General features: G+C 59.7%; 20 protein-coding genes and 1 other RNA gene. 17 read left to right on the plus strand and 4 right to left on the minus strand.

The features are described from left to right. Positions 1-140: 140 nt before the first annotated feature. From E6C55_RS03985 to E6C55_RS03995, 3 genes are all read left to right on the plus strand, one after another. Positions 141-1,196: a CotH kinase family protein gene (locus E6C55_RS03985; RefSeq protein ID WP_136368479.1), complete on the plus strand. Its 1,056-nt coding sequence runs from the start codon at positions 141-143 to the stop codon at positions 1,194-1,196. A 93-nt stretch (positions 1,197-1,289) separates the two neighbouring features. Next, positions 1,290-2,600 carry a replication-associated recombination protein A gene (locus E6C55_RS03990; protein WP_136368480.1) on the plus strand — a complete coding sequence of 437 codons (1,311 nt, stop codon included), beginning with the start codon at positions 1,290-1,292 and terminating at the stop codon, positions 2,598-2,600. Between the two features lie 222 nt (positions 2,601-2,822). Further along, on the plus strand, positions 2,823-4,211 hold the full coding sequence (locus tag E6C55_RS03995) for a hemolysin family protein (protein WP_136368481.1): 1,389 nt from the start codon (positions 2,823-2,825) through the stop codon (positions 4,209-4,211). Between the two features lie 59 nt (positions 4,212-4,270). Here E6C55_RS03995 and E6C55_RS04000 read toward each other — a convergent pair whose 3' ends face one another. Continuing rightward, positions 4,271-5,431 carry an MFS transporter gene (locus E6C55_RS04000; protein WP_136368482.1) on the minus strand — a complete coding sequence of 387 codons (1,161 nt, stop codon included), beginning with the start codon at positions 5,429-5,431 and terminating at the stop codon, positions 4,271-4,273. Beyond that, positions 5,428-6,768, minus strand: a complete 1,341-nt coding sequence (locus tag E6C55_RS04005; protein WP_136368483.1) for a multi antimicrobial extrusion protein MatE — start codon at positions 6,766-6,768, stop codon at positions 5,428-5,430. The genes E6C55_RS04000 and E6C55_RS04005 overlap by 4 nt, the downstream gene beginning before the upstream one ends. A gap of 141 nt (positions 6,769-6,909) precedes the next feature. Here E6C55_RS04005 and E6C55_RS04010 point away from each other — a divergent pair, with 141 nt between their 5' ends. The 10 genes from E6C55_RS04010 (at position 6,910) to E6C55_RS33620 (ending at position 21,079) form a co-directional block, all read left to right on the plus strand. Continuing rightward, positions 6,910-7,257 carry a hypothetical protein gene (locus E6C55_RS04010; RefSeq protein WP_230986518.1) on the plus strand — a complete coding sequence of 116 codons (348 nt, stop codon included), beginning with the start codon at positions 6,910-6,912 and terminating at the stop codon, positions 7,255-7,257. Between the two features lie 81 nt (positions 7,258-7,338). Continuing rightward, a complete protein-coding gene (locus E6C55_RS04015; RefSeq protein ID WP_136368534.1) occupies positions 7,339-8,364 on the plus strand; it encodes a tetraprenyl-beta-curcumene synthase family protein in 1,026 nt (341 codons plus the stop codon). A gap of 49 nt (positions 8,365-8,413) precedes the next feature. Then, positions 8,414-9,382: a 6-phosphofructokinase gene (pfkA, locus tag E6C55_RS04020; protein WP_136368484.1), complete on the plus strand. Its 969-nt coding sequence runs from the start codon at positions 8,414-8,416 to the stop codon at positions 9,380-9,382. A gap of 1,126 nt (positions 9,383-10,508) precedes the next feature. After that, positions 10,509-12,746 carry a rhamnogalacturonan lyase gene (locus E6C55_RS04025; protein WP_136368485.1) on the plus strand — a complete coding sequence of 746 codons (2,238 nt, stop codon included), beginning with the start codon at positions 10,509-10,511 and terminating at the stop codon, positions 12,744-12,746. A gap of 248 nt (positions 12,747-12,994) precedes the next feature. Then, positions 12,995-13,897 carry an ABC transporter permease gene (locus E6C55_RS04030; RefSeq protein WP_136368535.1) on the plus strand — a complete coding sequence of 301 codons (903 nt, stop codon included), beginning with the start codon at positions 12,995-12,997 and terminating at the stop codon, positions 13,895-13,897. Between the two features lie 43 nt (positions 13,898-13,940). Beyond that, a complete protein-coding gene (locus E6C55_RS04035) occupies positions 13,941-14,825 on the plus strand; it encodes a carbohydrate ABC transporter permease (protein WP_136368486.1) in 885 nt (294 codons plus the stop codon). 83 nt (positions 14,826-14,908) lie between these two features. Beyond that, positions 14,909-16,525 carry an extracellular solute-binding protein gene (locus E6C55_RS04040; RefSeq protein WP_136368487.1) on the plus strand — a complete coding sequence of 539 codons (1,617 nt, stop codon included), beginning with the start codon at positions 14,909-14,911 and terminating at the stop codon, positions 16,523-16,525. Positions 16,526-16,675: 150 nt separating this feature from the next. Further along, positions 16,676-19,015: a helix-turn-helix domain-containing protein gene (locus tag E6C55_RS04045; protein ID WP_230986519.1), complete on the plus strand. Its 2,340-nt coding sequence runs from the start codon at positions 16,676-16,678 to the stop codon at positions 19,013-19,015. A gap of 29 nt (positions 19,016-19,044) precedes the next feature. Then, positions 19,045-20,334, plus strand: coding sequence for an FG-GAP-like repeat-containing protein (locus E6C55_RS04050; protein ID WP_136368488.1), 1,290 nt, complete (start codon positions 19,045-19,047; stop codon positions 20,332-20,334). Between the two features lie 448 nt (positions 20,335-20,782). Next, positions 20,783-21,079, plus strand: coding sequence for a hypothetical protein (locus E6C55_RS33620; protein WP_168735447.1), 297 nt, complete (start codon positions 20,783-20,785; stop codon positions 21,077-21,079). 4 nt (positions 21,080-21,083) lie between these two features. Here the strand turns inward: E6C55_RS33620 and E6C55_RS04060 are convergent, their stop codons facing one another. Both E6C55_RS04060 and E6C55_RS04065 read right to left on the minus strand, forming a co-directional pair. Continuing rightward, positions 21,084-22,319 (minus strand): putative glycoside hydrolase, encoded by a 1,236-nt coding sequence (locus E6C55_RS04060; protein ID WP_136368490.1) that lies wholly within the window; start codon positions 22,317-22,319, stop codon positions 21,084-21,086. 138 nt (positions 22,320-22,457) lie between these two features. Next, positions 22,458-23,297, minus strand: a complete 840-nt coding sequence (locus tag E6C55_RS04065) for a YitT family protein (RefSeq protein ID WP_136368491.1) — start codon at positions 23,295-23,297, stop codon at positions 22,458-22,460. Between the two features lie 237 nt (positions 23,298-23,534). On the opposite strand from E6C55_RS04065, the gene E6C55_RS04070 reads away from it, so the two are divergent. From E6C55_RS04070 to E6C55_RS04085, 4 genes are all read left to right on the plus strand, one after another. Further along, positions 23,535-25,196, plus strand: a complete 1,662-nt coding sequence (locus tag E6C55_RS04070; protein ID WP_136368492.1) for a DEAD/DEAH box helicase — start codon at positions 23,535-23,537, stop codon at positions 25,194-25,196. 35 nt (positions 25,197-25,231) lie between these two features. Further along, positions 25,232-25,999 carry a YesL family protein gene (locus tag E6C55_RS04075; protein ID WP_136368493.1) on the plus strand — a complete coding sequence of 256 codons (768 nt, stop codon included), beginning with the start codon at positions 25,232-25,234 and terminating at the stop codon, positions 25,997-25,999. A gap of 54 nt (positions 26,000-26,053) precedes the next feature. Further along, positions 26,054-26,236, plus strand: a non-coding RNA gene (ssrS, locus tag E6C55_RS04080) — 6S RNA. Between the two features lie 83 nt (positions 26,237-26,319). Then, on the plus strand, positions 26,320-26,703 hold the full coding sequence (locus tag E6C55_RS04085) for a DUF1499 domain-containing protein (protein WP_136368494.1): 384 nt from the start codon (positions 26,320-26,322) through the stop codon (positions 26,701-26,703). Positions 26,704-26,762: the final 59 nt, after the last annotated feature.

The raw sequence follows: 26,762 nt of genomic DNA on the forward strand, positions 1-26,762 counted from the left end.
GCCATTCATCTCTTTGGGATGGTGGCTTTTTTTTCGCGGGGGATGCCTATGCCGTCTAGACGAATGCCGTTTCCGCGAATGCCGGGCGTTCATACGTTATACGGGAACGACAGCCCTGCCCACAGAAAGGCGGAGACGGCATGACTTTACCCGTGCGCAACCTTCTCCTCGGAGAGCCGGAGAGCGAGGAACTGGAGAGCAACTTGTGGAACGATCGGTTCGTGTCGGCGGTCATGCGGACGAACGGGCAATCGGCGAAGGTGAAGGTCCGCTACCGGGGCGGTCATACGAGAGGATACCCGAAGCGTTCTTACGAGATCGTGCGCGCAGGGCGAACCTTCCACTACAATGCCGAATTTGACGATCCATCGATGATCCGCAACGCTCTTTCGTTTTATTTTCTGCCGACGATTGGGGTGCCGAGCCCGCGCGCGAAGCACGTGATGCTCTATCGGAACGGGGAACCGCTCGGGGTGTACCTCGAGATCGAGGGGGTCGGGCGGAGGTTCTTCCACAGTCGGGGCATCGGCTATTCTTCCCTGTTCTATGCGGTCAACAACAACGCCGACTTCGGCCTGCGGATTCCGGAGACGAGCCGCTACAAGCCGACGCTTCTGGCGGGCTACGAGCACCGGTTCGGAGGGGCGACCGAGAAGGGCAAGCTTACCGCCTTCATTCGAGGGTTGAACGAGAAGAACGGAATTGCGCTGAAGCGGTTCCTGGAGGCGCGGCTCGATATCGACAACAGCTTGCGCTGGCTCGCGGGGGCGGTGCTGACCGGCAATTACGACGGCTTCGAGCAGAACTACGCGATCTACCGCCATTCGAAGACGGGCAAGTTCCGCATCATTCCGTGGGACTACGAAGGAACCTGGGGGCGGAACTGCTACGGGAAGCTTGTCTCGAGCGACCTGGTGGACGTGACGGGCTACAATTACTTATCGGCCAAGCTGCTGGAGCTCCCCGAGCTGCGAAGCCGTTACCGGACGATTCTGTCCAAGGCGATCAGAGGCCCCTTCACCGAGAGTGCGCTGATGCCCAAGGTCCACGGAATGTTGGGGAAAATCGTGGGGGATCTAAGCCTAGATCCTCACCGTCGGCAGTCGCGATACGAGCTCATGGGGGAGGCGGAGGTCATTCGGCACTATATTCGCGAGCGGCGATCGATCATTGCCTCCGCTCTCCAGCGGTTGTAAAGCGATTCGATACAGAACAAATGTTCGCCATCCATCTTCCGATTCCGCTCCGATTCTGCTATGATGAAGGAACGGGGGAAAGGCGGGAGATCATTGGACTTGTTCAGCTACCGGGCGGAATCGGAGCCTCGCTCTCGGCTGCTTGCCGACCGCATGAGGCCGGAGACGCTCGACGAATATATCGGTCAAGAGCATATTGTGGGGCCGGGCAAGCTGCTTAGAAGGGCGATCGAAGGGGATGCGGTGTCCTCGATTCTGCTGTTCGGACCGCCGGGCTGCGGGAAGACGACGCTGGCCCATATTATCTCGAAGCGAACGGAAGGCGACTTCGTTCGGTTGAACGCCGTGGACGCGTCCGTCAAGGATGTTCGCGAGGTGATCGAGCAGGCGGAGAGCAACAAGACGATGTACGGGCGCAAGACGATTCTGTTCCTCGACGAGGTGCATCGCTTCAACAGCGCCCGTCAGGACGCGCTGCTGCCCGCCGTCGAGAAGGGAATTATCGTGTTCATCGGGGCGACAACGGAGAACCCGTATCACTCGGTGAACGGAGCGCTTCTGTCGCGTTCGACGCTGTTCCGGCTTCATTCGCTGACGAAGGAGCACTCCTTGCTGGCGATGCGCAGGGCGCTTGCCGACGCGGCGAAGGGGCTCGGCTTCATGAAGCTGCACGTGGACGAGGAGGCGCTGCAGCACATCGCGTCGATGGCCAGCGGCGATATTCGCCGCGCGCTGACGGCGCTGGAGCTGGCGGCGATCACGACGCCGTCCGAGCCGGACGGCTCCGTCCGCGTCACGGTCGAGATCGCCGAGGAATCGATCCGCCAGCCGACCGTCCAAGCGGACGAATCGACGCAGTACGACGTGCTGTCCGCCTTCCACAAGAGCGTGCGGGGCTCGAGCGACGCGGCGCTGTTCTGGTTCCTCTACGCGGTCGAGAAGCTCGGCATGGACCCGATGACGTTCCTGCGCCGTCTGACGGTGGCCTGCAGCGAGGATATCGGGCTGGCCAATCCGCAGGCGATGGTACAAGCCGTCAGCGCCATGGAAGCCTATCACCGGATCGGCTGGCCGGAGTCCAAGTACATCGTCGCCCAGGCGATCCTGTTCGCGGTCGAGAGCCCGAAGTCCAATTCGGTCGCCGTGGCGATCGGCAACATTATGGGGACGCTCGACGCGCTGAAGTCGGCGGAGGTGCCGCTGCATCTTCGCGACGGGCATTACAGCGGCGCGAAGAAGCTCGGCCATGTCGGCTACCAATACCCGCATGACTTCCCGGGACATTACGTGGACCAGCAATATTTGCCGGACGCGATCCGCGATCGGCACTTCTACGAGGCCACGGAGCAAGGGACGGAGAAGAAGATTCGGCACAACCAGGAGCTGCGGCGCTCCCGCGATTGAGCGAATTCGGCCAAGCTGTCCGCGCTGGGAGCGCCTGAGAGGGGATACGGACGGATATACGGCGATTCGCGGCATTAAATCGGCCTCTTCTGCCCGCTCGCGAGCGTGGAAGGCACCCGATCGGCCTTTTACGGGGGGAATCGGAGTTTGACGCTCGGTGAATCATCGTCTAAGCTAGTGTAAAGGCATATTTACGATTACCATCATTTACTTTTTTTTATTATGAAGGAGGTGTACCTATCCTCTCTGTCAGAGGGTAGGGAACGTTTGGAACCTGACCCCTTTCCGCTAGTCGTGGACTTGGTCTTGATCTTCGCATTGGTTTTCCTCAACGGATTCTTCGTATCCATCGAATTCGCGATGGTCAAGGTGCGCGGAACCCGGATCGATACCCTTGTGCAAGAAGGGAATCAACGGGCGAAGTTTGCTTCGCATCTGACCGGCAACCTGGACGCTTATTTATCCGCCTGCCAGCTCGGCATCACGCTTGCCTCGCTTGGACTCGGCTGGATCGGCGAGCCTGCCATCGCGAGAGCTCTCGAACCGCTGTTCGAGAAGTTTGGCCTATCGGAGAGTCTCGTCCACCCTCTCTCCTTTATCATCGGCTTCTCCTTGATCACCATTCTTCATATCGTATTAGGCGAACTGGCGCCCAAGACGCTCGCCATCCGCCAAGCCGAGACCGTAACGCTGTGGGCTTCTGCGCCGCTGATTGTTTTCCGCAAGATCATGAGTCCCTTCATCTGGCTGCTCAACGGAATGGCGAACCGCTTGCTTAAGCTGGTCGGCGTCGAGCCTGCCACCGAATTGTCCTCCGCCCATACGGAAGAGGAGATTCGCATCCTGATGAAGGAGAGTCATAAGAGCGGGCTCATCGACAAGACGGAGCTTACGCTTGTCGACAATATCTTCGAGTTCGCCGAGACGAACGCCCGCGAGATCATGATTCCGCGCACCGAGATGATCTGCCTGTACGCGAATCATCCGTTCGAGGACAATCGCATCGTCGCCCTCCGCGAGATGCATACCCGCTATCCGGTATGCGACAAGGACAAGGACAACATCATCGGCTTCGTCCACATCCGGGACGTACTGCGGGGCTACGACGGCTCGGTTCAGGACATCCGCGAGATTCTGCGGCCGCTGACGACCGTGCCGGAGAGCATGCCGATCAGCAACCTGCTGAAGCTGATGCAGAAGAACAAGTCGCAGATCGCGATTCTGATCGACGAGTACGGCGGAACGTCCGGGCTCGTGACGCTTGAGGATATCATGGAAGAGATCGTCGGGGAGATCCAGGACGAATTCGACGAGGAGCGTCCGGACCTGGAGAAGAAGGACGATGAGACGTATTCGATCAGCGGCATGATGCTGATCGAGGAGGTCAACAGCTACTTCGGGCTCGACATCCCGACGGAGGATTACGACACGATCGGCGGCTGGATGTATTCCCAGATCGAGAACCCGCCGAGGAAGAACCAGACGATCGAGGTGGAAGCGGGCATTCGGTTTATCATCGAGGAGACCGACCATCTGCGTATCTCCCGTATCCATATTATCCGTTACGAAGGGGCGAGCTCCTGGGAGCCTCCCGAGTCGGTAACGGGCTGAGTGCAATAACGGCGGCTTCGGGGATAATCTCCCTGAAGCCGCCGTTTCTTGTGGTGCGCCTACTCCTTAAGTCGACGCAGGTGAACGAGCAGGAAGCCGACCATGGCGGTCAGCGCGAATGCCCCGCCGAGCCGGAAGACGGCGGTGTGGTCATAGGCGTCGTACAGCCAGCCGCCGAGCGTGCCGGCGAGAAGTCCGGCGAGCCCCGTCCATACCATGCCGAACAGAGCCTGCCCGGAGGAGCGGTATTCGTCGGGGACGATCGACTGCAGGTAGCGCAGCGCCGTGATGTAGAAGATGCCGAATGTCACGCTGTGCATCGCCTGGATGGCGACGAAGGCAATTGGCTCGTGGGATACGCTCAGCAGCAGCATCCGCAGGGCGTACATCAGGCTCGCGAAGGCGAGCAGCGGAAGCTCCTTGAAGCGATGCCCGTAACGGGACAGCAGGAAGAACGTCGGGATCTCGCTCGCCGAAGAAGCGAGCGACGACAGGCCGATCAGCGATTCGGACGCGCCGAACTCCTTCATCGTGACGGCTAGGAAGCCTTCGTTCATCCGGTGCGCCACCGAGACGAGCGCTGCGAAGGCGAAGAAGACAAGCGTCTCGCGGCGCTTGAGCACGTCAAGCAGACTGGCGAAGCGGAACGGCGCCGCCGACTTCTGGAAGTCGGCCAGCGCAAACGACAGAACAAGCGAGCAGACGACGGTGCCGAGAGCGAGCCAGAGCGTCAGGTCGGAGCCGGTCGCCTTCAGCGCGTAGCCGAACAGAATGGCGCACACGGCGTAGCCGAGCGAGCCGAACATGCGAATCGCGGAGAACGTGCGGTTCAGCTTCTCTGCGGCGAGCAGAGTTATGCTGTCCATCATCGAGTTGACCGGCGTCTGGAAGAAGTAGAACAGCCCCATAAGCGCGGAGACGACCGCGAATTCCTTCTGCGGCAGCAGCAGCGCAAGCGCGAGAATCTGCCCGAGGAACACGAGGCTCAGCACCCGGCGCAGCGCCTTGGTCTTGTCGGCGACGATGCCGGCGAGCAGGTTCGAGAAGATCGAGAGCAGCGGGCCGATCGAGAAGATGGTGCCGATCTGCAGCTTGGTGAAGCCGATATCATAGAAGTAGAGCGGGAAGTACGTGACGACGAGCACCATCGCCGCATAGTTGACGAAGTGCAGGCTGCGGAGCACGGTCAGTTGCCCGGAGCCGAATAGCCGGCTTCTCATGGATGTCTCTCCTTGGATGGCAGGATGTTAAGCTTCCCGGACGGCTCGGCGCGGGAAGCGCGACGGAGCAGCAGAAGCAGCACGGCAAGCTCGGCGACCATCCCTCCGGATTGGGACAACGCGGCGAGCGTGCCTGTCCAGTGGGGAAGCGCAAGCGTAAGCGAGACGACCAGAACCACCGTTGCCGCCGCGTTGGCGGTCTGGGAGCCGAACATCAGCTTCGTCTGGCTGCGCGAGAGGACGATGCCGTTGAGCGTATCGATCCAAGGGAAGACAAGCACATAAGGCAGGAACGCTCGCAGCGCATGAACGCTGGATTGGAGCAGCGGTCCCTGCACGCCGTACACCTTCGCGAATACCCATTCGCCGACGGGCGTATAGGCCAAGACGGCGACGAGCATTCCCGGAACGAACGCCATCAAGAGGACAAACTGCTTGACCAGATGAGGGTGTGTCCGGTGGAACTGCAGCGCGATCTGATGGAAGTAGGTGAAGAAGCCGAGCGTCAGTCCCATCAGGCTGCCGGCGATCGAGAAGGAAGCGATCGAGAGCGCCCCATGCTGCGTATGGCCGAGAAGGGCGTTCAGGATCGGCGGGACCCATACGATAATGAAGGAAGAGAACAGCAGCGGGCTGTAGAAGTTCAGCACCTGTCTCGGCCTGCGAATCTCGCTCTCCGGCGAATCGTCCGGCAGGTCCTTCGCCAGCTTGCGGCCTTCGAGCAGGCTGACGGCCGCTTCGATGATCATGCCGAACACGAACAGGATGGCGCCCTGCCGCGAATGGGTGACGCCGGCATGCAGAATATATTGGGCCAGGGCGAACGTGCCTCCCAAGCGGAAAACCATCCCGATCGTAAGCCACTTCGTTCGCATTCGATAAATAATGACGCCTTGATAAAGGCAGCGGATGCCGGAGAAGACGCTGAGGAACATCAGGACGGCATAGACGTCGGTCGCCGCTTCCGTCGTCTCCGCATTCGCCCCGTAGGCTCCGCCGAAGATCCAGACGCCGATTGGCGAATAGGCGATCAGAGCGCCGAAGATGAGCGACGCGCCGAAGACGATGAAGGCGACCTGACGCACCGCTCCGAACGATCGCTTGTCGCGCACGAGTGCGGAACACGTCTCGCGGAACAGGACAGCGGGCCGCTCGGTGACGGTCAAGAGGCTCATGGCGGTCGCATAGCCGGCGATGATAAGCTCCGGGTTCGCGGCTCGCGCGAGCGTGCCGTTGATGATGGTATGGGACAAATTGATCAGCAGAGCGGACAGGCCGAGCGGAATAAAAAACAAGAAGAGACGCTTTAGGTTGACTTGATTGGGCTGAGCGGACAAACGTTCCATCTCCTTCTGGGGCATACCGGAGTAATTATAACAGGTTCGTTCGGGCAGGGGGGATGTTTTCAGAGAGATTTTGACTGGATTTAGACTTTCTGAAATGATAAATTAGAGAATGACATGGGGAGCGGGAGGAAGATGGACGATGGGGTTGACCCGGGCTGGGTGAACGCCCAGTTTGCGTTTAACGAACGACTGGGCATTGCCATACCGATTCCAACCCTTCCTTGGGAACAGATCGGTCTGGACGAGCGAATGGCGTTGCTGGAAGTGTGGGAAGCGATTCGCGGCACGATTCCGGATCGGGTCCGCGGCTTCGAAGAGCGGATTCGGGAGCTGCAGGACGAGCTGAGCGATGAGGATAACTTCGACCGGTCTTGTCGGCTTAACGCCGGAATCGCCGAGCTGGCCAGCCGGATCAACGATCTGCATATCTGGTATCGGACGGAGCCGAATTTCGAAGAACAGACGAAGCCGCACGGCTAAGTCTTCTGCGCATCTGGAGGTACGCAATTGACCGATAACAACTTGTTGGCAGGACGATCGCCCAGAGGCCCGTTCGCCTTGATGGCTCGGGTCTACAAGCACGTTCTGAAGGGCGTGAAGCGCGAGCTCGGCGGCTGGAGGGAGCAGGCGGAGAAGATTCCGGACCCCGAGCTGCGGAAGCAGGCGATCGATAGCATGACGGCGAAGGAATTCCACTGCATTGGCGGCGGCGTGTACGCTGCCGCCAATCTCCAAGCCAAGGACACTCTGCTGCCCTTGATCGTCGCGCTCCAGACGATCAGCGATTATCTGGATAACCTGTGCGACCGGAGCACTTCTCTCGACCCCGACGACTTCCGGCTGCTGCATCGCAGCATGCTGGATGCGGTGACGCCGGGGGCGCCGCTTGCGAATTATTACGAGCTGCGCGAGGAACAGGACGACGGAGGCTACCTTCATCGGCTTGTTCGGAAGTGCCAGGAGTGCGTCGCGGCCCTGCCCTCTTATCCGCTTGTCCAGGAGGAGGTTCGGGAGCTCGTCTCGCTCTACGGCGACCTTCAGGTGTACAAGCATATCGCCGTGGAGCGGCGGGAACCGAAGCTTCTGGAATGGTGGGAGCTGCACAAGAGCCGGTACCCGGAGCTCAAGTGGAACGAATTCGCAGCCGCGACCGGCTCGACTCTCGGGATGTTCATGCTGTTCCTCGCCGCCAGCGACGAGAGCTTGAAGCGTTCCGACGGACAAGCGATACGAGAGCTTTATTTTCCATCCATTAACGGGCTTCACATCCTCCTCGATTACTTGATCGACCAAGCGGAGGACAAGCTGGGCGGCGATCTGAACTTCTGCAGCTACTACGAGAGCCAGGAGGAGCTGGACCGGAGAATGCTGCGGATGGTGCAGGCGGCGCGGGCTTCCGCGGATCGGCTTCCGTTCTCCGGCTTCCATCGGATGATCGTGGAAGGGCTTGTCGCGCTGTACCTGTCCGATCCGAAGGTCAGGCACCAGGAGGACGTCAAGCATACCGCCAAGCAATTGATGAAGGGAAGCCCGTGGACAAGAGTGTTCTTCTGGCTGAACAGCCATTGGATACGCAAGGCCATGTAACAACGAGAGCAAGAGTGGAGAGAGATACCTACTTGAAGGGAGAATGAACATGAGCGCAGTCAAGAAAATCGCCGTGTTGACGAGCGGCGGAGATTCCCAAGGAATGAACGCGGCCGTTCGCTCGGTCGTCAGAAGCGCATTATTCCGCGGCCTGGAGGTATACGGAGTTCAGCGCGGCTACCAGGGGCTGCTTAACGAGGACCTCCGTCCGATGGACCTTCGCAGCGTAGGCGATATTATCCAGCGCGGGGGCACGATTCTGCAGACCGCCCGCTGCAAGGAATTCGTGACGCCGGAAGGCCAGCAACGCGGCGCGGAGGTGCTGCGCAAGTTCGGCATCGACGGGCTCGTCGTCATCGGCGGCGACGGCTCTTACCAAGGCGCGAACAAGCTGAGCAAGCTCGGCATCAAGACGATGGGCCTTCCGGGCACGATCGATAACGACATCCCGTTCACGGACTTCACGATCGGCTTCGACACGGCGGTCAGCATCGTCGTCGATGCGATCAACAAGCTGCGCGACACGATGACCTCGCACGAGCGTTCGTCCATCGTCGAGGTGATGGGCCGCCACTGCGGGGACATCGCTCTCTATGCGGGCCTCGCGAGCGGCGCCGAATCGATCCTCGTGCCGGAGGTTCCGTTCGATGTGAGGGAGATCTCGAACCGGATGAAGGAGAACTTCCAGAACGGCAAGCGTCACAGCATCATCATCGTGGCGGAAGGCGCCGGCCGCGGCGAGGACATCGCCCGCGAGGTGACCGGCCACTGCGGCATCGAGCCGCGCGTGACGGTGCTCGGGCACATCCAGCGCGGGGGCACGCCGACGCACAACGACCGCATTCTGGCCAGCCGCCTCGGCGACTTCGCCGTCCAGAGGCTGACCGAAGGCGATTCCGGGAAGGGCTGCGGCATCGTCAAGGGCGAGCTCGTGACGACGGATATCGACAAGGTAACGACGACGAAGAAGGGCTTCAACATGGACTTGTACAACCTGGCGATTCGTTTGGCCCAATAATAGATTATTTCATTAAGAAACAATCCGCGATAAACCGTCCTGTGGACGTCGGAAGGAATTGTCCGACCGGCCTCCAGAGGACGGTTTTTGCGTTCCTGCCAAGAAAGCGCGAACCGCGCCAGATTATCCAAACTGCAGGCAATAATGCCCAATTGATCTGCTGAACCTGCGCCCCGTCGATCACCAACCCTCCGCCCCCGAATTTATGTGAAATTTCATATTCGTGCAGCGCGATAATGGGTGGTTTAGACAATTCTATGTGAAAAATAGCCTATATAGAGAAAATTCCGGCTTCCGTTGCCGCATGTATGCTAAAAATCACATAAAACGCCGAGAAAGCGGCTCATTCAAACCGATGAATGTGAAAAACCACATAAAATCGCAAAAGCAGGCGGATCAGAGGGCAAGAGCTGGAGGATCAGAGGACAAAAGACGTTGGACCGGAGATGCGAACAGCGTTGGGTGGAACGGTCAGGGCGCGATGTCTCGACCGTCATGCTTATGCGAAAAACCGCTATGACTACCCGAACGTTTGTCTCCCCCCTACGATAGGGGCTCACCGAGCGGGAGAGGAGCGCCGCGCACCACGCCTAGAGATCCGCTTGCCATGCATCCGGTACGCGGCAACGCTTCCCCCCGCGCCTCCTCCCCCGCGCCTCCTCCCCCGCGCCTCCTCCCCCGCGCCTCCTCCCCCGCGCCTCCTCCCCCGCGCCTTCTCCTCCCGCACATTCTCCCCCCGCACATTCTCCCCCGCGCCTTTTCCCCCGCGCCTTTTCCCCCTCTGGCGGCATTAGGTCTCCTCTCCCGTTCGTTCAGGAGGGGAAGGAGTGGGGATCACCCGGCGGCGGGAGGGGGGCGGCGAAGAGCCAAGATCCAAGAGGTTCCTGAGCCGTTGGGAGAAGAGGCATAAACGAGCAGAAGGGGGATAGCGCCTTGCTGCATGACGCTGGAGTCGATGGATAGGAGTACAAAAGCTCGCACTCAAAGGACGCCGTTGGGCGTTTTTTTGTTCCGTCAAGAAAGTGCGAGTCGCGCCAGATTATCCAAACCGCAGGGCAAAAATGTCCGATTGCCGGAAAAAGCGGGGCGTTCTACGATGAAGCTGCTTCAGAATGGAGGGCTTGCCATGAACAGCAATCATCGTGCCGACAACCGCGCTGCTCAGTCTCAGTCCGGATTAAGGATGCGCCTGGAGCGGCTTGATCGCGGACTCGTTGCGGCGACGGTTCCGGAAGGCGTGTTCTTAAGTTGGCGGCTGCTGCGAGAGGAAGCGACCGGCTATTCGGATCGCGGGCTGATGGGAACCGACTTTCGCGTATACCGGGACGGCAGCTCGATTGCGACCGTTGCGGACAGCACAAATTATGTGGATCGCGACGGCACCCCGGAATCCCGATACGAGGTGAGAGCGGTGAGCGGAGGCAAGGAGACGGATCGCAGCCGGGAGGTCCAGCCGTGGGCGAACGCCTGTACCGAGCTGCCGCTGCTGAAGCCCGAAGCCGGCGTTACGCCGGCAGGCGAAGCTTACTCGTACTCGGCGAATGACATGAGCGTGGGGGATGTCGACGGCGACGGTCAATACGAGCTGTTCGTCAAGTGGGACCCGTCGAACTCGCATGACGTCTCCCATTCCGGCTACACGGGACCGGTGTATCTCGATTGCTACAGGCTGGACGGCACCTTGCTGTACCGCATCGATCTCGGAGTCAATATACGCGCCGGAGCCCATTATACGCAATTTCTCGTGTACGACTTCGACGGCGACGGAAGAGCCGAGCTGATGCTCAAGACGGCGCCGGGCACCCGAACGATCCGCTACGATGCCGACAGGAACCGCGTATCCGAGACCTTTGTTCGTCTCTTGCCCGAGGATGAAGAAGCCGGATGCCGGCAGGAGGACGACTATCGGATGAGCTCGCGCGATTACGAGGAGCACCTGACGGAGCTGTTCCTGCATTGGCATGAGCATGAAGAGGTCATTGCCGGGCGCTGGCCGGCCGCCCTCGAGGAATGCTTCGGCATCGAGCGCCGATACGAGTATCCGCTGTCGAGGGAAGACGCCGAGCGGCTGACGGCTTACTTCCTGGACGTGTACGCTCCGTCCCGCAGCGAGCGGAACCGGCTAAGGGAGTTCGAAGGCTTTATCCTGAGCGGACCGGAATATTTGACCGTGTTCCGCGGCGAGACGGGCGAGGAGCTTCAGACGATCCGTTACAAGCCGGGAAGGCATGACGACGGTCTTATGTGGGGCGATTATTCGTGGAACCGGATCGAGCCGGGCAATCGCGTCGACCGCTTCTTGGCCGGTGTGGCCTATCTGGACGGCACGAATCCCTATGCGGTGTTCGCGCGCGGTTACTACACGAGGGCTGCGGCTGTCGCCTACGGATGGGATGGGAAAAGCTTGAGAGAGCTCTGGTGCGCAGATAGCGGATGGGTGCGGATGAACAATCCTTTTGCCGATACGCTTCGTCTCAGGGATGGGGATAGTCCGAGCCACGGAAGCCTCGCGGGGCAGGGGGCGCACTCCTTAAGCGTGGCCGACGTGGACGGAGACGGCTGTCAGGAGATCGTCTACGGAGCGGCCACGATCGACCATGACGGCTCGATTGCATACAGCTCGGGCGGCATTCTGCCGGAAGGAAGCTCGAGCCCGGGCGCGTATGCCAAGCTCGGCCACGGCGATGCGCTGCATGTCGCGAATATCGATCCGGACCGTCCGGGGCTGGAGATCTTCATGGTGCACGAGAACGGAGTGCACGCTCCGTACGGCTATACGCTGCGCGACGCGGCGACGGGCGAGGTGCTTCACGGCGCCTTCGCCGACGGAGATGTCGGCCGCGGCATGATCGGGCAGGTCGTCCCCGACGTGCGCGGGCTGCAGATGTGGTCGAGCGAAGACATTCACAGCCGGGATACGGGCGGATTGCTGTCGGCCAAGGGGGAGCGGATCGACGCGCGCGCGCCCGGCACGAACATGAGCATCCGCTGGGCCGCCGATATGACGACCCAGATCGTCGCAGGCTCGTTCGACGAGGATATCGAGATCAATGATTGGAGAAGGGGGAGAATGCTGCTGGCCGAAGGCGCGCGGTCGAACAACGGCACGAAGGGCAATCCTTGCCTTGTCGCCGATCTGTTCGGCGACTGGCGGGAAGAACTGCTCGTTCGCACCGCGGACAGCTCGGCCATTCGCATCTATTTAAGCACGGAGCTGACGCACCGCAAGCTGTACACGCTGATGCACGACCCGCAGTACCGGGTCGGCGTCGCCTGGCAGAACGTCGCATACAATCAGCCGTGCTGCACGAGCTTCTACCTGGCGTCGGACATCGACTGGTCCAAGGTTCCTCTGGCGGACTAGCGGGCGCGTTTCTCCTGTTTTAACCGGTTTGCACTATCTTGCTCCAAGGCATAAGGCGTGCATCGAACGGGCGTCCGCCACGCCTCGGGACGGTTGCCGCACCGCGTCAAAAATGTCTCATTGGCAGAAAATGCAAGCGGATACATAATAGGGTCCATGACCGCTGGAGCGCATGAAGCACTATGCACTACGCATGACGCATAACGCGCTAGGCCATCGCATTGCGCAGGGGAGGCGACATCTTGCTTATGAGCGTGACGGCAAGGCTGAAGAGAGACAGGTGGATTTACTTCTTGATGGCCCCCGGCCTGCTGTACTTCATTATTTTTAAATACGTGCCCATGTGGGGGCTGCTGATCTCCTTCCAGGATTATCAGCCGTACCTCGGGTTCTGGAAGAGTCCCTGGATCGGCTTCGAGAACTACAGGATGTTCTTCGGCAATATGGAATTCGGCATGCTGCTTCGCAACACGCTGGTGCTGTCGTTCTACAATCTGGTCTTCTACTTCCCGGTGCCGATCGTGCTCGCGCTGCTGATGAACGAGGTTCGCCGATTGGTGTTCAAGCGTGCGGTCCAAACGCTTATCTATGTACCGCACTTTATCTCGATGGTTATCGTAGCGAGCTTGACGTACGTGCTTCTGACTACGCAAGGCGGCGTCGTCAACGGTCTGCTGGAGAAGCACACCGGGAGCTCGATCGACTTCCTGACGAGTCCGGGATGGTTCCGGCCGTTGATCATCGCCCAGACGATCTGGAAGGAGAGCGGCTTCGGGACGATTATTTTCCTGGCGGCGCTGGCCGGCGTCGATATCGAGCAATACGAAGCGGCGTACATGGACGGCGCGAACCGCTGGCGCCAGCTGTGGCACATTACGCTTCCCTCGATTCGCAACACGATTGTGATCCTGCTCATTCTTCGGATGGGGGACGTGCTGGACAACGGCTTCGAGCAGATATACCTGATGCTGAACCCGCTTAACCGCGAGGTCGCGGAAGTGTTCGATACTTACGTCTATATGATGGGCATTACGCAAGGCGCGTTCAGCTACAGTACGGCCGTCGGCCTGTTCAAGGGAATCGTCGGCGTCATTCTCGTGCTCGGCGCGAATTGGCTGGCGAAGCGCTTCGGCCAGAGCGGCATCTATTGAGTGTCCATCCCGATCCCGATTCCGCAGAAGGAGGCACATGCCCATGAATACCCGATATCGAACGCTGGGCGGAACGATCTTCGACGTCGCGAATTACATCGTGCTGGCGACGATCGGCATCGTCGCGGTCCTCCCGTTCCTCTACGTGCTCGCAGGCTCGTTCGCGAGCGATACGGAGCTGACGCGGCGCGCCTTCTTCATCATCCCGCATTCGTTCTCGATAACCGCGTACAAGTATATTTTCTCAACCGATACCATTCTGCATAGCCTGTTCAACTCCTTATACGTCACTATCGTGGGGACGGCCGTCAACCTGATCTTCACCGTCACGATGGCCTATGCGCTGTCCAAGCGCGGCACCTGGGGCCGCAATGCGATCATGAACCTCATCATCTTCTCGATGCTGTTCGGCGGCGGCCTTATCCCGACCTATCTGGTCGTCCGCGATCTGCGCTTGCTGGATTCCTTCTGGGCGCTTATGCTGCCGGGCGCAATCAGCGCGTTTAACCTGATCATTGTCAAAAACTTCTTCCAGGAGCTGCCGCCGGAGCTGGAGGAAGCGGCCAGAATCGACGGCTGCGCCGATCTGAGCTTGCTGTGGCGGATCGTGCTTCCGCTATCGATGCCGGTTCTCGCCACCTTCACGTTGTTCTATGCGGTCGGGCATTGGAACAACTTCTACTCGGCGCTCCTGTATATCAACGATCCCTGGAAATGGCCCCTTCAGGTGCTGCTGAGGCAGATCGTGCTGCTCTCCCAGATGGCGGCCGGCAGCGCGGACAGCGTCGATTACAACTACGTTCAGCAAGCGCAGCAATCGATCAAGATGGCGGTAATTATCGTCGGCACCATTCCCATTCTGCTCGTGTATCCGTTCCTCCAGAAGCACTTCGCCAAAGGAGTCTTGATCGGTTCGGTCAAGGGGTAACGGATTGCGATATAGCTTATCCGCTTCGCCGCGTGTCGGCGGGCAACGATTATTCCGATTGTATAAGAGAGGGAGGAACAGGAATGAGATTCACGAAGAGAACATTGGCGATGCTGGCAGCAGGGGCCGTTGCGTTCGGTTCGCTGGCCGCTTGCGGCGGCAACGACGAGAACAACGGGAACAAGGGGAACAGCGGGAGCGGCAGCGCGGCCGAATCGTCGGGTCCGGCTTCGAGCGCGGCCGAGCAGTCGTCCGCGACGCCTGCCGCCCAGCAGGAGCCGCTCGATCTCAGCATCATGCTTCCGATCTTCAAGACAAACTATCCGAAGGATGACGGTCCGGTGACGACCGCGATCGAGCAGGCGACCAATACGAACATTCATCTGGAATGGGTGCCGAATGCATCGTATGCGGACAAATTCAACATCACGCTTGCTTCGGGCAAGCTGCCTTCGATCATCTATGTCGGCGACGTCAAGAACCCGAGCTTCGTCAAAGCGGCGAAGTCCGGCGCGTTCTGGGAGCTGGGCGGTTATCTGAAGGATTTTCCGTACCTGAGCCAAGCGAACGAAGTCATTCTGAACAACTCTTCGATCGACGGCAAGACGTACGGAATCTACCGCGGCCGCGCGCTCGGCCGCAACGGCATCAATTATCGCAAGGACTGGCTGGAGGCGGTCGGCCTCGAGCAGCCGAAGACGATCGACGACTTCTACAACATGCTGAAGGCGTTCAAGGAGCAGGACCCGGACAAGAACGGCAAGGACGACACGTACGGCATGGTTCTCGTCAAGTGGACCGGCCAATGGGCGAGCGGCTTCGACATTATGAAGCTGTGGTTCGGCTCTCCGAACAAGTGGGGCGTCGTCGACGGCAAGCTCGTGCCCGAGCATCAAACAGAAGGTTATCTGAACGCGCTCAAGTTCATGCGGAAGCTGTATGAAGAGAAGCTGATCAATCAGGACTTCGCCGTCTTCGACAGCGCGAAGTGGAACGATCCGGTCGTCAACAACCAAGCGGGCGTCATCGTCGACGTTACCGACGGCGCCGCCCGGCTCGACGACAAGATCCACGCGGCTCTGGCTGCGGAAGGCAAGGACAATCCGGACATCCACTACGTGGACAATATGATCGGCGTAACCGGCGACTACGGTCTCCGCGCGCTGCCGACGTCGGGCTTCGCCGGCATGCTGGCGATTCCGAAGTCGACGGTCAAGACCGAAGAGGAGCTGAAGCGCGTCCTCGCCTTCCTTGACCAGTTGAACGATCCGAAGCTTCAGACGCTTGCCGGCTACGGCATTGAAGGCAAGCACTACACGCTTGACGGCAGCGATATCGTCGTCAGCAAGGATACGGCTCTGCTGGAGTCCGAGGTGGAGGGGCTGAACCAGATGCTGCCGTACATTCCGGCGGATACGGGCCTTAAGGTCAAGCAGACGCCGCTGCGCCTGCAGACGGCGGAGATCCAGAAGGAAGCGGAGCAATATGTCGTGGCGAATCCGGCCGAACCGTTCATCTCGACGGTGTATTCGCAGAAGGGACAGCAGTTGGATAACATCATCAACGATGCGCGCATCAAGTTTATCGTCGGCACGGCGTCGGAAGAGGAGCTGCTCGCCGCGTTCGATACGTGGAAGAAGTCGGGCGGCGACGACCTCGCGAAGGAGATGAACGAGCTGTACGCGGCGGCCGGCAAGTGACAATTTAATCGCGGTCAAGGCCGTCCGGACCGCATCCGGGCGGTCTTGTTCGGCTTATCGGGAGCGGCTTTGCTTTCCTGATCCCGCCGGTTGAGGTATTCTTGGATAAAGCCGGAAGGCGATCTTACTAGTGGAACGGTTGGGTGATACATGCTGTCATCGATAATGTCGCGAATTGGCCGGCGGGCTGCGCGTTCATCGGCCAGGTTCGGTCGCTTCTATACGAAGAGCCTGATTATGATCTTCCTCGTCTCGGGCATCCCCGGCGTCATTACGGGCGCTCTCGTGTACCAGATTGCAGGCGGGCGGATGGAATCCGAGCTGCTGCAGCTCCATTACAGGCAGATTGAACAGCGCTCGCACAATATGGACGACCAACTGAGCAATCTGGAGCTGCTCCTCTCCCATTGGGCGTTCGACAACAAGTTCGGCAGCGAGCTGATGGACCTGGACTTCGTGAGAAGCTTCGAGAAGACGATCGACCTGACAAAGACGCTGATTGCGATGCAAGGCTCCAATGCGATGGTCAAGCAGGCGGAGCTGTACGTGGAAGGGAAGACGAGGGTGCTGTTCAACCCGGAATACGGGGCGCTTGGTGACGACGAGATGACCAGGCAGCTCTATGAGCCGCTTATCGACAGCACGCGCGAGACGTATTGGACGCAATGGTCGTTCGACCCGAAGCACCCGGAGAACAAAGAGCTCGCGCTCGTTCACAGCATTCCGGGAGGGAGCATGAAGCCGTTCGGCGTTCTTGTCTTCCGGTTCAGCGGCGACAAGTTCGCCAACCTGCTGCAGACGATGACTCCGTACAACGACGGCGAGACGCTGCTGGTAAATACGACGGGAGCTTTGTTTATTTCGGGCAATGGAAGCGCTTACGAATCGCCGCTTGCGACGCTGCTGCGGGAGAAGGTTGCGGCGGAGGAGCATCGGAACGGATCGTTTTTCCTTAACTGGAACGGTTCGACTTATACGGTCTCGTACGGGCGGCTCTCGCGCATCGCGGACGAGTGGCTCTACATATCGGCTTCCCCCATCTCGAATATTACGTCGCCCATCGTTATGATCTCCAAAGTCATCATCTCGGTCAGCGTCGCCGTCCTGCTGCTTGCCGCGCTGCTCGCCTGGCTCGCTTCGAGCCGCATCTACTCTCCCGTGAAGCGCCTTGTAACGCTGTTCGGCGATTCCGACGGCGAGACTGCCCGCGAGGACGAGTTCGCGCTCATCGAGCGCAAGTGGCTCAGTCTTCACGAGAGAAGCCTCGAGCTGAACACGAAGCTGACCGAGCAGCTGCCGCAGATGAAGGAGAGCTTCCTGCATCAGTTGCTGCAAGGTTATCTGTACGCGTATTCCGAGCAGGATCTGCTTAGTCGGATGGAACAGCTGAAGTGGCGTCTGGAAGATCGCAGCATGATCGTGTTCCACATTCAGCTGATCGGCATCGAAGCGCAGGAGGGGCGCTTCCGGGAAGGCGACGAGGGGCTGGTGACGTTCGCCGCGGTCAATATGATCGGAGAGCTGGCGGACAGCCACTTCGAGCAGAGCAGCACGATCAACTTCCACGATCTGACTGCCGGCTTGCTCGTCGTTGTTCCGAACGGAGGCGATTACAAGTCGGCGCTCAAGGCGTTCGGAGACGAACTGACCCAGTCCGTCAACCGGATTCTGAACATGCGCATTGCCGTCGCGATCAGCCGGCCGATCGGCCGCGTCAGCGACGTTCCGCTCTCGTACGAGCAAGCGAAGCAGGCGGCCGGCTACCGGAGCCTTGCGAACGTCGATCAGATTATCGATATGGAATCGAGCCTGGCGCCGGGGGGGACGTCGGATGACATGCGCTATCCGTTCACGCTCGAGCGGGAGTTCATTCAGGCGCTGCGCACCGGGCAAGAGGAGGAGGCGGAGCGGCTGCTCGAGGCGTTCCTCGAAGCGCTGTCGTGCGAAGGGGCGAAGGAGTACGACGTGCAGCAAGGCATGCTCCATCTGCTCGGCAACGTCCAGCATGCGATCATGGTGTCCGGCATTCATCCGGGGCGCTTGTTCAAGGGCGACAATCCGTACGAGCAGCTCTCGCAGATAAGGGAGCCGAAGCGGATGCTCGCCTGGTTCCGCAAGCAAGTGCTGCAGCCGTTCCAGGTGGAGCTGGCAAGCCGCTCGGACGCGCAGGTGAAGCGGATGATCGAGCAGGCGATGATCTATCTGCAGACCAACTACAGATGCGATATCTCGCTCGACAACTGTGCCGAGCAGGTCGGCTGCAACCCGTTTTTTCTCAGCAAGACGTTTAAGCAGGTGACCGGGAAGAACTTCATCGATTACTTGACGGAGCTGCGGACGGACAAGGCGAAGGAGCTGCTGCGGGAGACGGAGCTTAGAATCAACGAGATCGCGGAGCTTGTCGGTTATCAGCACAGCTACTTCAACCGGATCTTCAAGAAGCTGGAAGGCATGACGCCGACTCATTACCGTGAGCTAAGCCGTCAATAACGCGCAATTAGGGAAGGGGAGCGAACAGGATGACCGACACCGGAGCGGCAACCGCGAGCTTGGCAGGTTGCATCGATATCCGTCAGGCAGGACCCCGTTGCAAAATACTGCTGGGAGACTTGAACGGAGACGGGAGGATGGAGCTGGTTCTTGTGCAGGCGGACAATCGGCAGGACGTTCGTTATATTCCGCATCAGACCCAATGCCTGACCGCCTACGATCTCGATGGGCGAATGCTCTGGCAGCGCGGCAAGCCGGACGCCGGCGCCGGCTCGCAGGGCTCGGACTATCCGGCCCAGGTCGTCGATCTCGACGGCGACGGCCGGCTGGAGGTCGTGTGCGTCATGCACGACCGCCTGCTTGTCCTGAACGGCGCGACGGGAGAGCCCAAGCGAGCGTTCGCGCTGCCCCATCCCGAGGCGCACGATTGCATCGTCGCGGCGCGGCTTACGGGCGGCGGCTTCGCCGGCGACCTGCTGCTGAAGGATCGCTATCGCACGATGTGGGCGCTCGATCGGAACGGACAGGTGCTGTGGAAGCACGAGGGCAACACCGGGCATTACCCGTGGGTTTACGACTTCGACGGGGACGGCCTCGACGAGATTATGGTCGGGTACGACCTGCTCGATCATGACGGGACGCCGCTCTGGAGCTGCCGCGATCTCGAGGATCATGCCGACTGCATCTGGGTCGGCGATGTGAACGGGGACGGCGAGCCGGAGCTCGTCATCGGCGGCAGCGTCACCGTTATGTATGACGCAAGCGGCAACGAGCTGTGGCGGTACTCGGGTTCGATCGAGTCGCAGCACATCGCGCTCGGCCGCTTCCGGCCGGAGCTGCCGGGCCTGCAGATCGCCGGACTCGATCGGATAACGCGCGAGGACGACGGCAAGGGGCTGAAGGGCAAGGACGGGCTGTTCCTGCTCGACTCGGCAGGGAAGGAGCTGTGGAAGGAGGATCGCGCTGCCGACGGGTGGCTGACGATCATCGATACGCTGTCCAACTGGGAGCCGGACGCGCCCGACTACATTCTCGCCTTCCGGCGCGGCGGGATGCTGCCCGCGCTCTATGACGGCGACATGCGCGTCGTCGTCGGCTTCCCGACCGAAGGCTATGCCGTCCACGCCGATCTGTGCGGCACCGGGCTGGAGCAGGTCGTCCTCTACACCGACGAATGGGCGCACATCTATTCAAGCGTGCCGCTGGAGCTGCGCTCGACGTATGCGTCGTCGCCGCTTCCGCAGCCGAAGCGGCTGTCGAATTCGACGCTCTATCCGGGCGGCGAAGCGGCTAATGCGCCAGCACCATTCGAGCGCTGACACAAGGGACGGAGGCCGGCTGCCGCTAGAGTCTCCGTCCCGCCACCCCGCGCCCTGCCACCGGACCGATCCGCCGCCTCAGCGCCGCCAACTCGACATCAGCAACTCGCCAATCAACTAACTCGACAACCCAATGTCCCGCCGCGACCCGCGTCCGCCAGTTCATAAGCTCGCCACCCCGCGAGCCGCCATTGTTCCACCCCTGCTGCCCGCTCGGCCATCGAATTTTATATGAAAAATCACATTGGCGATGCCCGAAACCAGCCACTTTGCCCGATTTTATGCGAAAAATCACATTCGTGGAGAAATTTCCGGCCCGTTGTGCCGAATCTATGCGAAAAACCACATAAAACCCCGCGATTCCCCCCAATCCGAGCCAACGAATGTGAAAAACCACATAAAATCGAAAAGTGAGCTGCCCGGGGGCAAAGGGGGCAAGGTGAGCAAGGTGAGCAAGGTGAGTACGGTGGGCAGAATGGGCAAAGGGGGCAAGGTGAGTACGGTGGGCAAGGCGAGCAAGGTAGGCAAAGCGAGCAAGGTAGGCAAAGCGAGCAAGGTAGGCAAAGCGAGCAAGGTAGGCAAAGCGAGCAAGGTAGGCAAAGCGAGCAAGGTAGGCAAAGCGAGCAAGGTGGGAATGAGGCCAGGGGGGCAGATGAGGCAAGCCGAGCCAATAGCCAATGGGCCGGATCGGCAAGCGGACCCGACCCGGCCCGGCCCGGCCCGGCCAGAGAATAATCGAGATTAAAGGCTCAATACGCATACGTCGCCCCGGCCGAATACTTGTTGCCCGCGTTCCAGAGCAGGAACTCGTCGACTCCCATGTCCTTCAGCGCCTTCACCTGCGCGGACACTTCCGCGGCGCCATACTTGATGTAGTGACCCTTGCCGAGCCAACTGGCCGTGAAGTCCTGAATCCAGGGGCGAATGACCGGCTTGCCGTCCCCCAGCGGCTCCAGCTTCTTGAGCGTGTCCTCCGTCGCCCCCTTGATCGTGGCGTAAGGCGCGGTGTCCGGGTTCTGCTGCTTGAACCAGCCGGTGCTGTAGTGGCTCGGGTAGATCATCGGGCTGATCACGTTCACCGCCTCGGAGATCTTGACGAAGTCCTGCCCGATTCCTTCCGCGGCCGGCACGGAGGCGGCGTAGCCGAAGATGTCGACGGACACGCGGACGCCAAGCGGAGCAAGCTGCTCGCGCGCATAGTGAACGAAGTCGGAGACGATGTCGACGCGGCTCTCTTCGGTCTTGTCGAACGCGAGCGAGTCGGCCTTCTTCTCGAAGCCTTCCGGGAAGCGCACATAGTCGAACTGAATCTCCTTGAAGCCGAGGGCGGCCGCTTCCTTCGCGATCTCGACGTTGTAGTCCCATACTTCCTTCCGGTAAGGGTTCACGAAGCTGTCGCCCTTGCCGTTCGCCCACACGCTTCCGTCCGCCGTCACGTACGAGAGCTCGGGGTGTTTTTTCGCCAGGATGGTGTCCTTGAACACGACGACCCGGGCAATCGGGTACACTTGATGCGCAGCCAGCGTCTCCATGAGGCCGCCGATATCCTTGATGAACGGCTGCGCGGTTCCCAGCTCCAGCAGCTCGGCATTGTCGGTCTTGTAGGTGATATAGCCGTTGTCGTCCTTGATATCGATGACCATGGCGTTGAGCTCGGTCTTGTCGACGAGATCAAGCAGGCTGGACAGGCGAGCGCCGCCCGCACTGTAAGCGGTAACATATATTCCCTTAATAATAGGGGCGTCCGGCTGCGGGTCCGCTTCGGGCATATCCGTCCCTTGGGCGCCGTTCCCGCCCCCGGCCTCTCCGCCCCCGGCCTCTCCGCCCCCGGCCTCTCCGCCCCCGGCCTCTCCGCCTCCGGCTTGGGATTGATACTCATGGACCGCATGGACGAGCTGGCCGATCGGGCCCGTCTCCGGCTTGCCGCCCGTCAACGCGCTTGTCGCAGAATGAAGAAGGAAGAACAACGCCAGCAGAATGTCCATCGAATCTCTCTCCCCATGTCTCTTTGTCCCGATTATAAACGAGATTGGAAGAGGGAGACAGGGGTATTTTGTAGGAAAATGGCGAAAACGGGAAGAGAGGCCAGGGACCTGCGAAGGAGGAGGGGCGGCGGCGGATGGTTAATGGAGGGGCTTCTTGCGGAATTCGCCGATGACATCGATGGTCTGGACGACGTTCACGAACGCTTGCGGGTCCACGTCGCGGACGAGCTTGCGCAGCTCCGCGAGCTCGTACCTTGTCGTGACGGTCATGAGCATGTCCTTCTCCTCGCTCGTGTAGGCTCCTCTCGTCCGAAGGATCGTCACGCCTCGCGGAATTCGCAGCAGACGGCCCGCCAGCTCGCTCGTCCGGTTCGTCACGATGAAGGCGGTCACCTTGCGATGCGGGGTGTGGACGGCGTCGATAACTTTTCCCGTCACGAAGATCGACAGCATAGAATAAAAGGCGGCATCCCAATCGCGATTGTAGAGCCCGAGCGCTAACACGACGGCCGTGTTCAGAATAAAGATAAGTATGCCCACGGGGAGATCGCGTTTGCGAGAAATAATGGAAGCGATGATGTCGAAGCCGCCGGAGGACCCTCCGTATCGGAGCGCGACGGCGGTTCCCGCCCCGACGAGCGCTCCCCCGAACGCCGAGGAGATGAGCCGCTCGTCCGTCAGGTCGCCAAGCGGGATGATCTGCATGAACAAGGTGGTGAACGCGACGTTGGCGATGCTGAGGAGGATGAACCTGCGGCCCAGAGCCGTAAGCCCCCACATCAAAACCGGGATGTTCAGGACAAAATAAAGGATGCCGATGTTCCAGCCGGAGATGTACCCGACGATGATCGCCACCCCGGACAGTCCGCCGCTGAGCAGCCCCTCGGGAATGATGAGCAGCCGGAAGCCGGCCGCAATCGCCGCCGACGATACCAGCATAATGGCGATGCCGATAGCCAGAGCCTTCCCGTTCGTCATCCGCAATCGCGCCTCCTTGATCCGTGTGAGCCCTTGTCGGATTAGAGTTCCCCGGTCAAGAACGGTCATTCAGAAGGAGTCGGAATCGAAGGAGGAGAAGGATGCAGCAAGCCCAAATTTTGCGTGTAAGAGAATGACTGGAGTTTCCAGTGTCGTTTGTGGTATAATTGTTTGTATATTTTTTTTGGGAAGCCGATTTTGAATAAGGCACCATTACAGAAGGAGTTTGAAAAAAATTTGAGCACATTCTCAGAATTCGGATTGGAGCCGGACGTTCTTCAAGCCATTACCGATTTGGGTTACGAAGAGCCGACCCCGATTCAAGCACACGCGATTCCCGTCGCTCTCAGCGGTCGAGATATGATTGGCCAGGCCCAGACAGGAACAGGTAAAACCGCAGCCTTCGGGATTCCCCTCGTAAGCAAGATCGCCCCCTCCGAGGATCGCATTGTAACGCTTATCATGACGCCAACCCGCGAGCTCGCCATTCAAGTTGCGGAAGAGATTGAGAAGCTGGGACGCACGAAGGGCATTCGTTCGCTGCCGATCTACGGCGGTCAAGACATCGGTCGCCAAATTCGCGGACTGAAGCGCCGCCCGCAGATTATCATCGGTACGCCGGGACGTCTGCTTGACCACATCAACCGGAAGACGATCCGTCTCGACGACGTTCAGACCGTCGTGCTCGACGAAGCCGACGAGATGCTGGACATGGGCTTCATGGAAGACATCACGTCGATCCTGAGCCTCGTGCCGGAAGAGCGTCAGACGCTGCTGTTCTCGGCGACGATGCCGACGAACATCCAGAAGCTGGCCCAGCAGTTCCTGAAGAATCCGGAGCATATCTCCATGATTCCGAAGACGCAGACGACGAACAAGAACATTCAACAATTCTATATCGAGGTTCAGGAGCGGATGAAGTTCGACGGACTGTGCCGCCTTCTCGACATGGAGCCTCCGGAGCTGGCGATCATCTTCGGACGCACGAAGCGCCGCGTCGCCGAGCTGTCCGAAGCGCTCATGAAGCGAGGATATGCGGCTGACGGCCTTCACGGCGACCTGTCGCAGAACCAGCGCGACGCGGTTATGCGCAAGTTCCGCGACGGCAGCATCGACGTGCTCGTCGCAACGGACGTCGCCGCTCGCGGTCTGGACATCTCGGGCGTCACGCACGTCATCAACTTCGACCTTCCGCAAGACCCGGAGAGCTACGTTCACCGGATCGGCCGGACGGGCCGCGCGGGCAAGGAAGGAACGTCCTGGACGTTCGTCACTCCTCGCGAGACGGATCATCTGCACTTCATCGAGAAGATCACCCGTCACCGCATCTCCAAGAAGGCTCTTCCGACGCTCAGCGAAGCGATGGAAGGCAAGCAACGCGTTATCGCGGAGAGAATTATCGAAGCGGTTGGGAACGAAGAAGACACCAATGCGTATAAGTGGGTAGCGGCACAACTGCTCGAGCAATACGACTCCGTTCAACTGCTTGCGGCGGCGATGAAGCTGCTGACGGGCGACAAGAAGGACGTATCGGTCGAACTGACGCCGGAAGACCCGATCCGTTCCAAGAAGCGCGGCTTCGGCGGACGCAGCGGCGGTTACGGCGGCGGCGGTCAAGGGCGCGGAGGCTATGGTCGTCGCGAAGGCGGCGGCGGCAGCTACGGCGGCCAAGGACGCGGCGGTTACGGTCAGCGTCGCGAAGGCGGCAGCTACAACGGCGGCGGCGAGCGCCGCGGCGGTTACAACGGCAATGGCGGCAGCCAAGGCGGTCAGGGCGGCGGCTATCGCAAGCCTTACCGTGAGGGCGGCGGACGCCGCGAGGACGGCGGCGGCTTCCGCGGCGACAGCAGACGCGAGGAATCGCGCAGCTCCCGCAACGAGGATTACGTCAACATCTAATCGCACCATATGATGGCAGCTAGGGAGGAATACCCATGGAAATGCGGGGCATGATGGGCGGCTTTTACAAGATCTCGGAGTGGATCATGCGATTGTCCGTAACGAACGTACTCTGGGTCATCTGTTCGATACCGGTATTCTTCTTCGCCTTCACGGCTCTCCTGACAACGGAGAGCACGGGGCAACTGGTCGCGAACGTGATCGTCATCTCCATTCTGTCCCCGTTTACCCTGTTTCCGGCGACCTCGGCTATGTTCTCGGTCGCCCGGAAGTGGGTGATGGGAGACACGGACGTTCCGCTGTTCAAGACTTTTTTCCGCAGCTACAAGCAGAATTATGTACAAGCCATGCTCGGCGGAGTCATCTATGCGGTTCTGTTCGCCGTCCTGGTCGTGGACTACCAGGTCTACCTGAAGGACCTCAAGGGCTTCGGCGTTCTCGCGATCCTGTTCCTTGCGCTTATGGTGCTGCTGTTCGTCTCGATGTTCCAGTTCTTCTCGCTGCTCTCGCACTTCCACATGAAGACGCTGCAACTGATCAAGAACGCGGTCATTCTGACGATCGGCCGCCCGTTGCGTTCGTTATCCACGGCGATTGTGAGCGGTTTCATCCTGTACATCAGCGTGTTCAAGTTCACCTTCCTCATTCCGTTCTTCATGGGCAGTCTCATCGCCGTCTTCGCCTTCTTTAACTTCTATCAGACGATTCAGAAGATGCAGGCGAAGAACGAAGCTGCCGGAGACGATGAAGAAGCGCTTCCGATCGAGGATTCCCCGACGAAGGATGACGAAGAGAACAAATAAGAACAGCCGGCGGTCTTTGGGTTTACTTTTGCCGAGTCCGTGTTTATAATGTTCTTACTCCTGCGATGTGCGTTACGACGATATATTGTTTTGAACCAATGGCTGTTTCAACGGGAGTTCGAATTGTCCGGCGGCTGACATGCCCTCGAAAGGGGAAGTCAAAAGCTGGGACTGAGGACACCCACCTGCGAGAGCGGGTTCAGAAACATGCGCGTCGAACGGCAGAGCGGGTTTTTTTCTTATAAATTCCTTTAATCCCCGGGACAAGCGTGTTATGATGAATAGAAGCGCATATGGCACCCGGAGGGAGAGAATGTGTATTGCTTAAGCGAGTGCTCATCGGATTGTTCCGCAGCCAGGAGCATACGGGAGACAAGGCGAAAGATCCAAAGCTAAAGTCCCATTATTACCGTATGTCCAAGGATAAGGCGTGGGAAGAGATTGCGTCTATCCTGAAGAAGATGCAGGGCTATAAGATTCTCCATGAGGTTCCGAACATCGGAGAGATTGTCATGGAGAAGCGCACGATGTCCGGACGGACGATGGATATCACGATTCAGATCGTAGGGACGGGTCCCGGACGATCGGCCGTCGATATTTACTCGGCTTCCAGAGGATCTCTCGGCGATCTCGGCGCCAACTATCGCGTTATCCAGGAGATCTACGGCGTTCTCGACAAGAAGCTGTCCGCTTACAAAGCATAAAGAGCACAATCGAATATACAGGTGCGACCGCACCCCAGTAAAAAAAGCGAGGAAGGCGG

This window comes from Cohnella fermenti (assembly GCF_004801405.1).
Lineage (GTDB): Bacteria > Bacillota > Bacilli > Paenibacillales > Paenibacillaceae > Cohnella > Cohnella fermenti.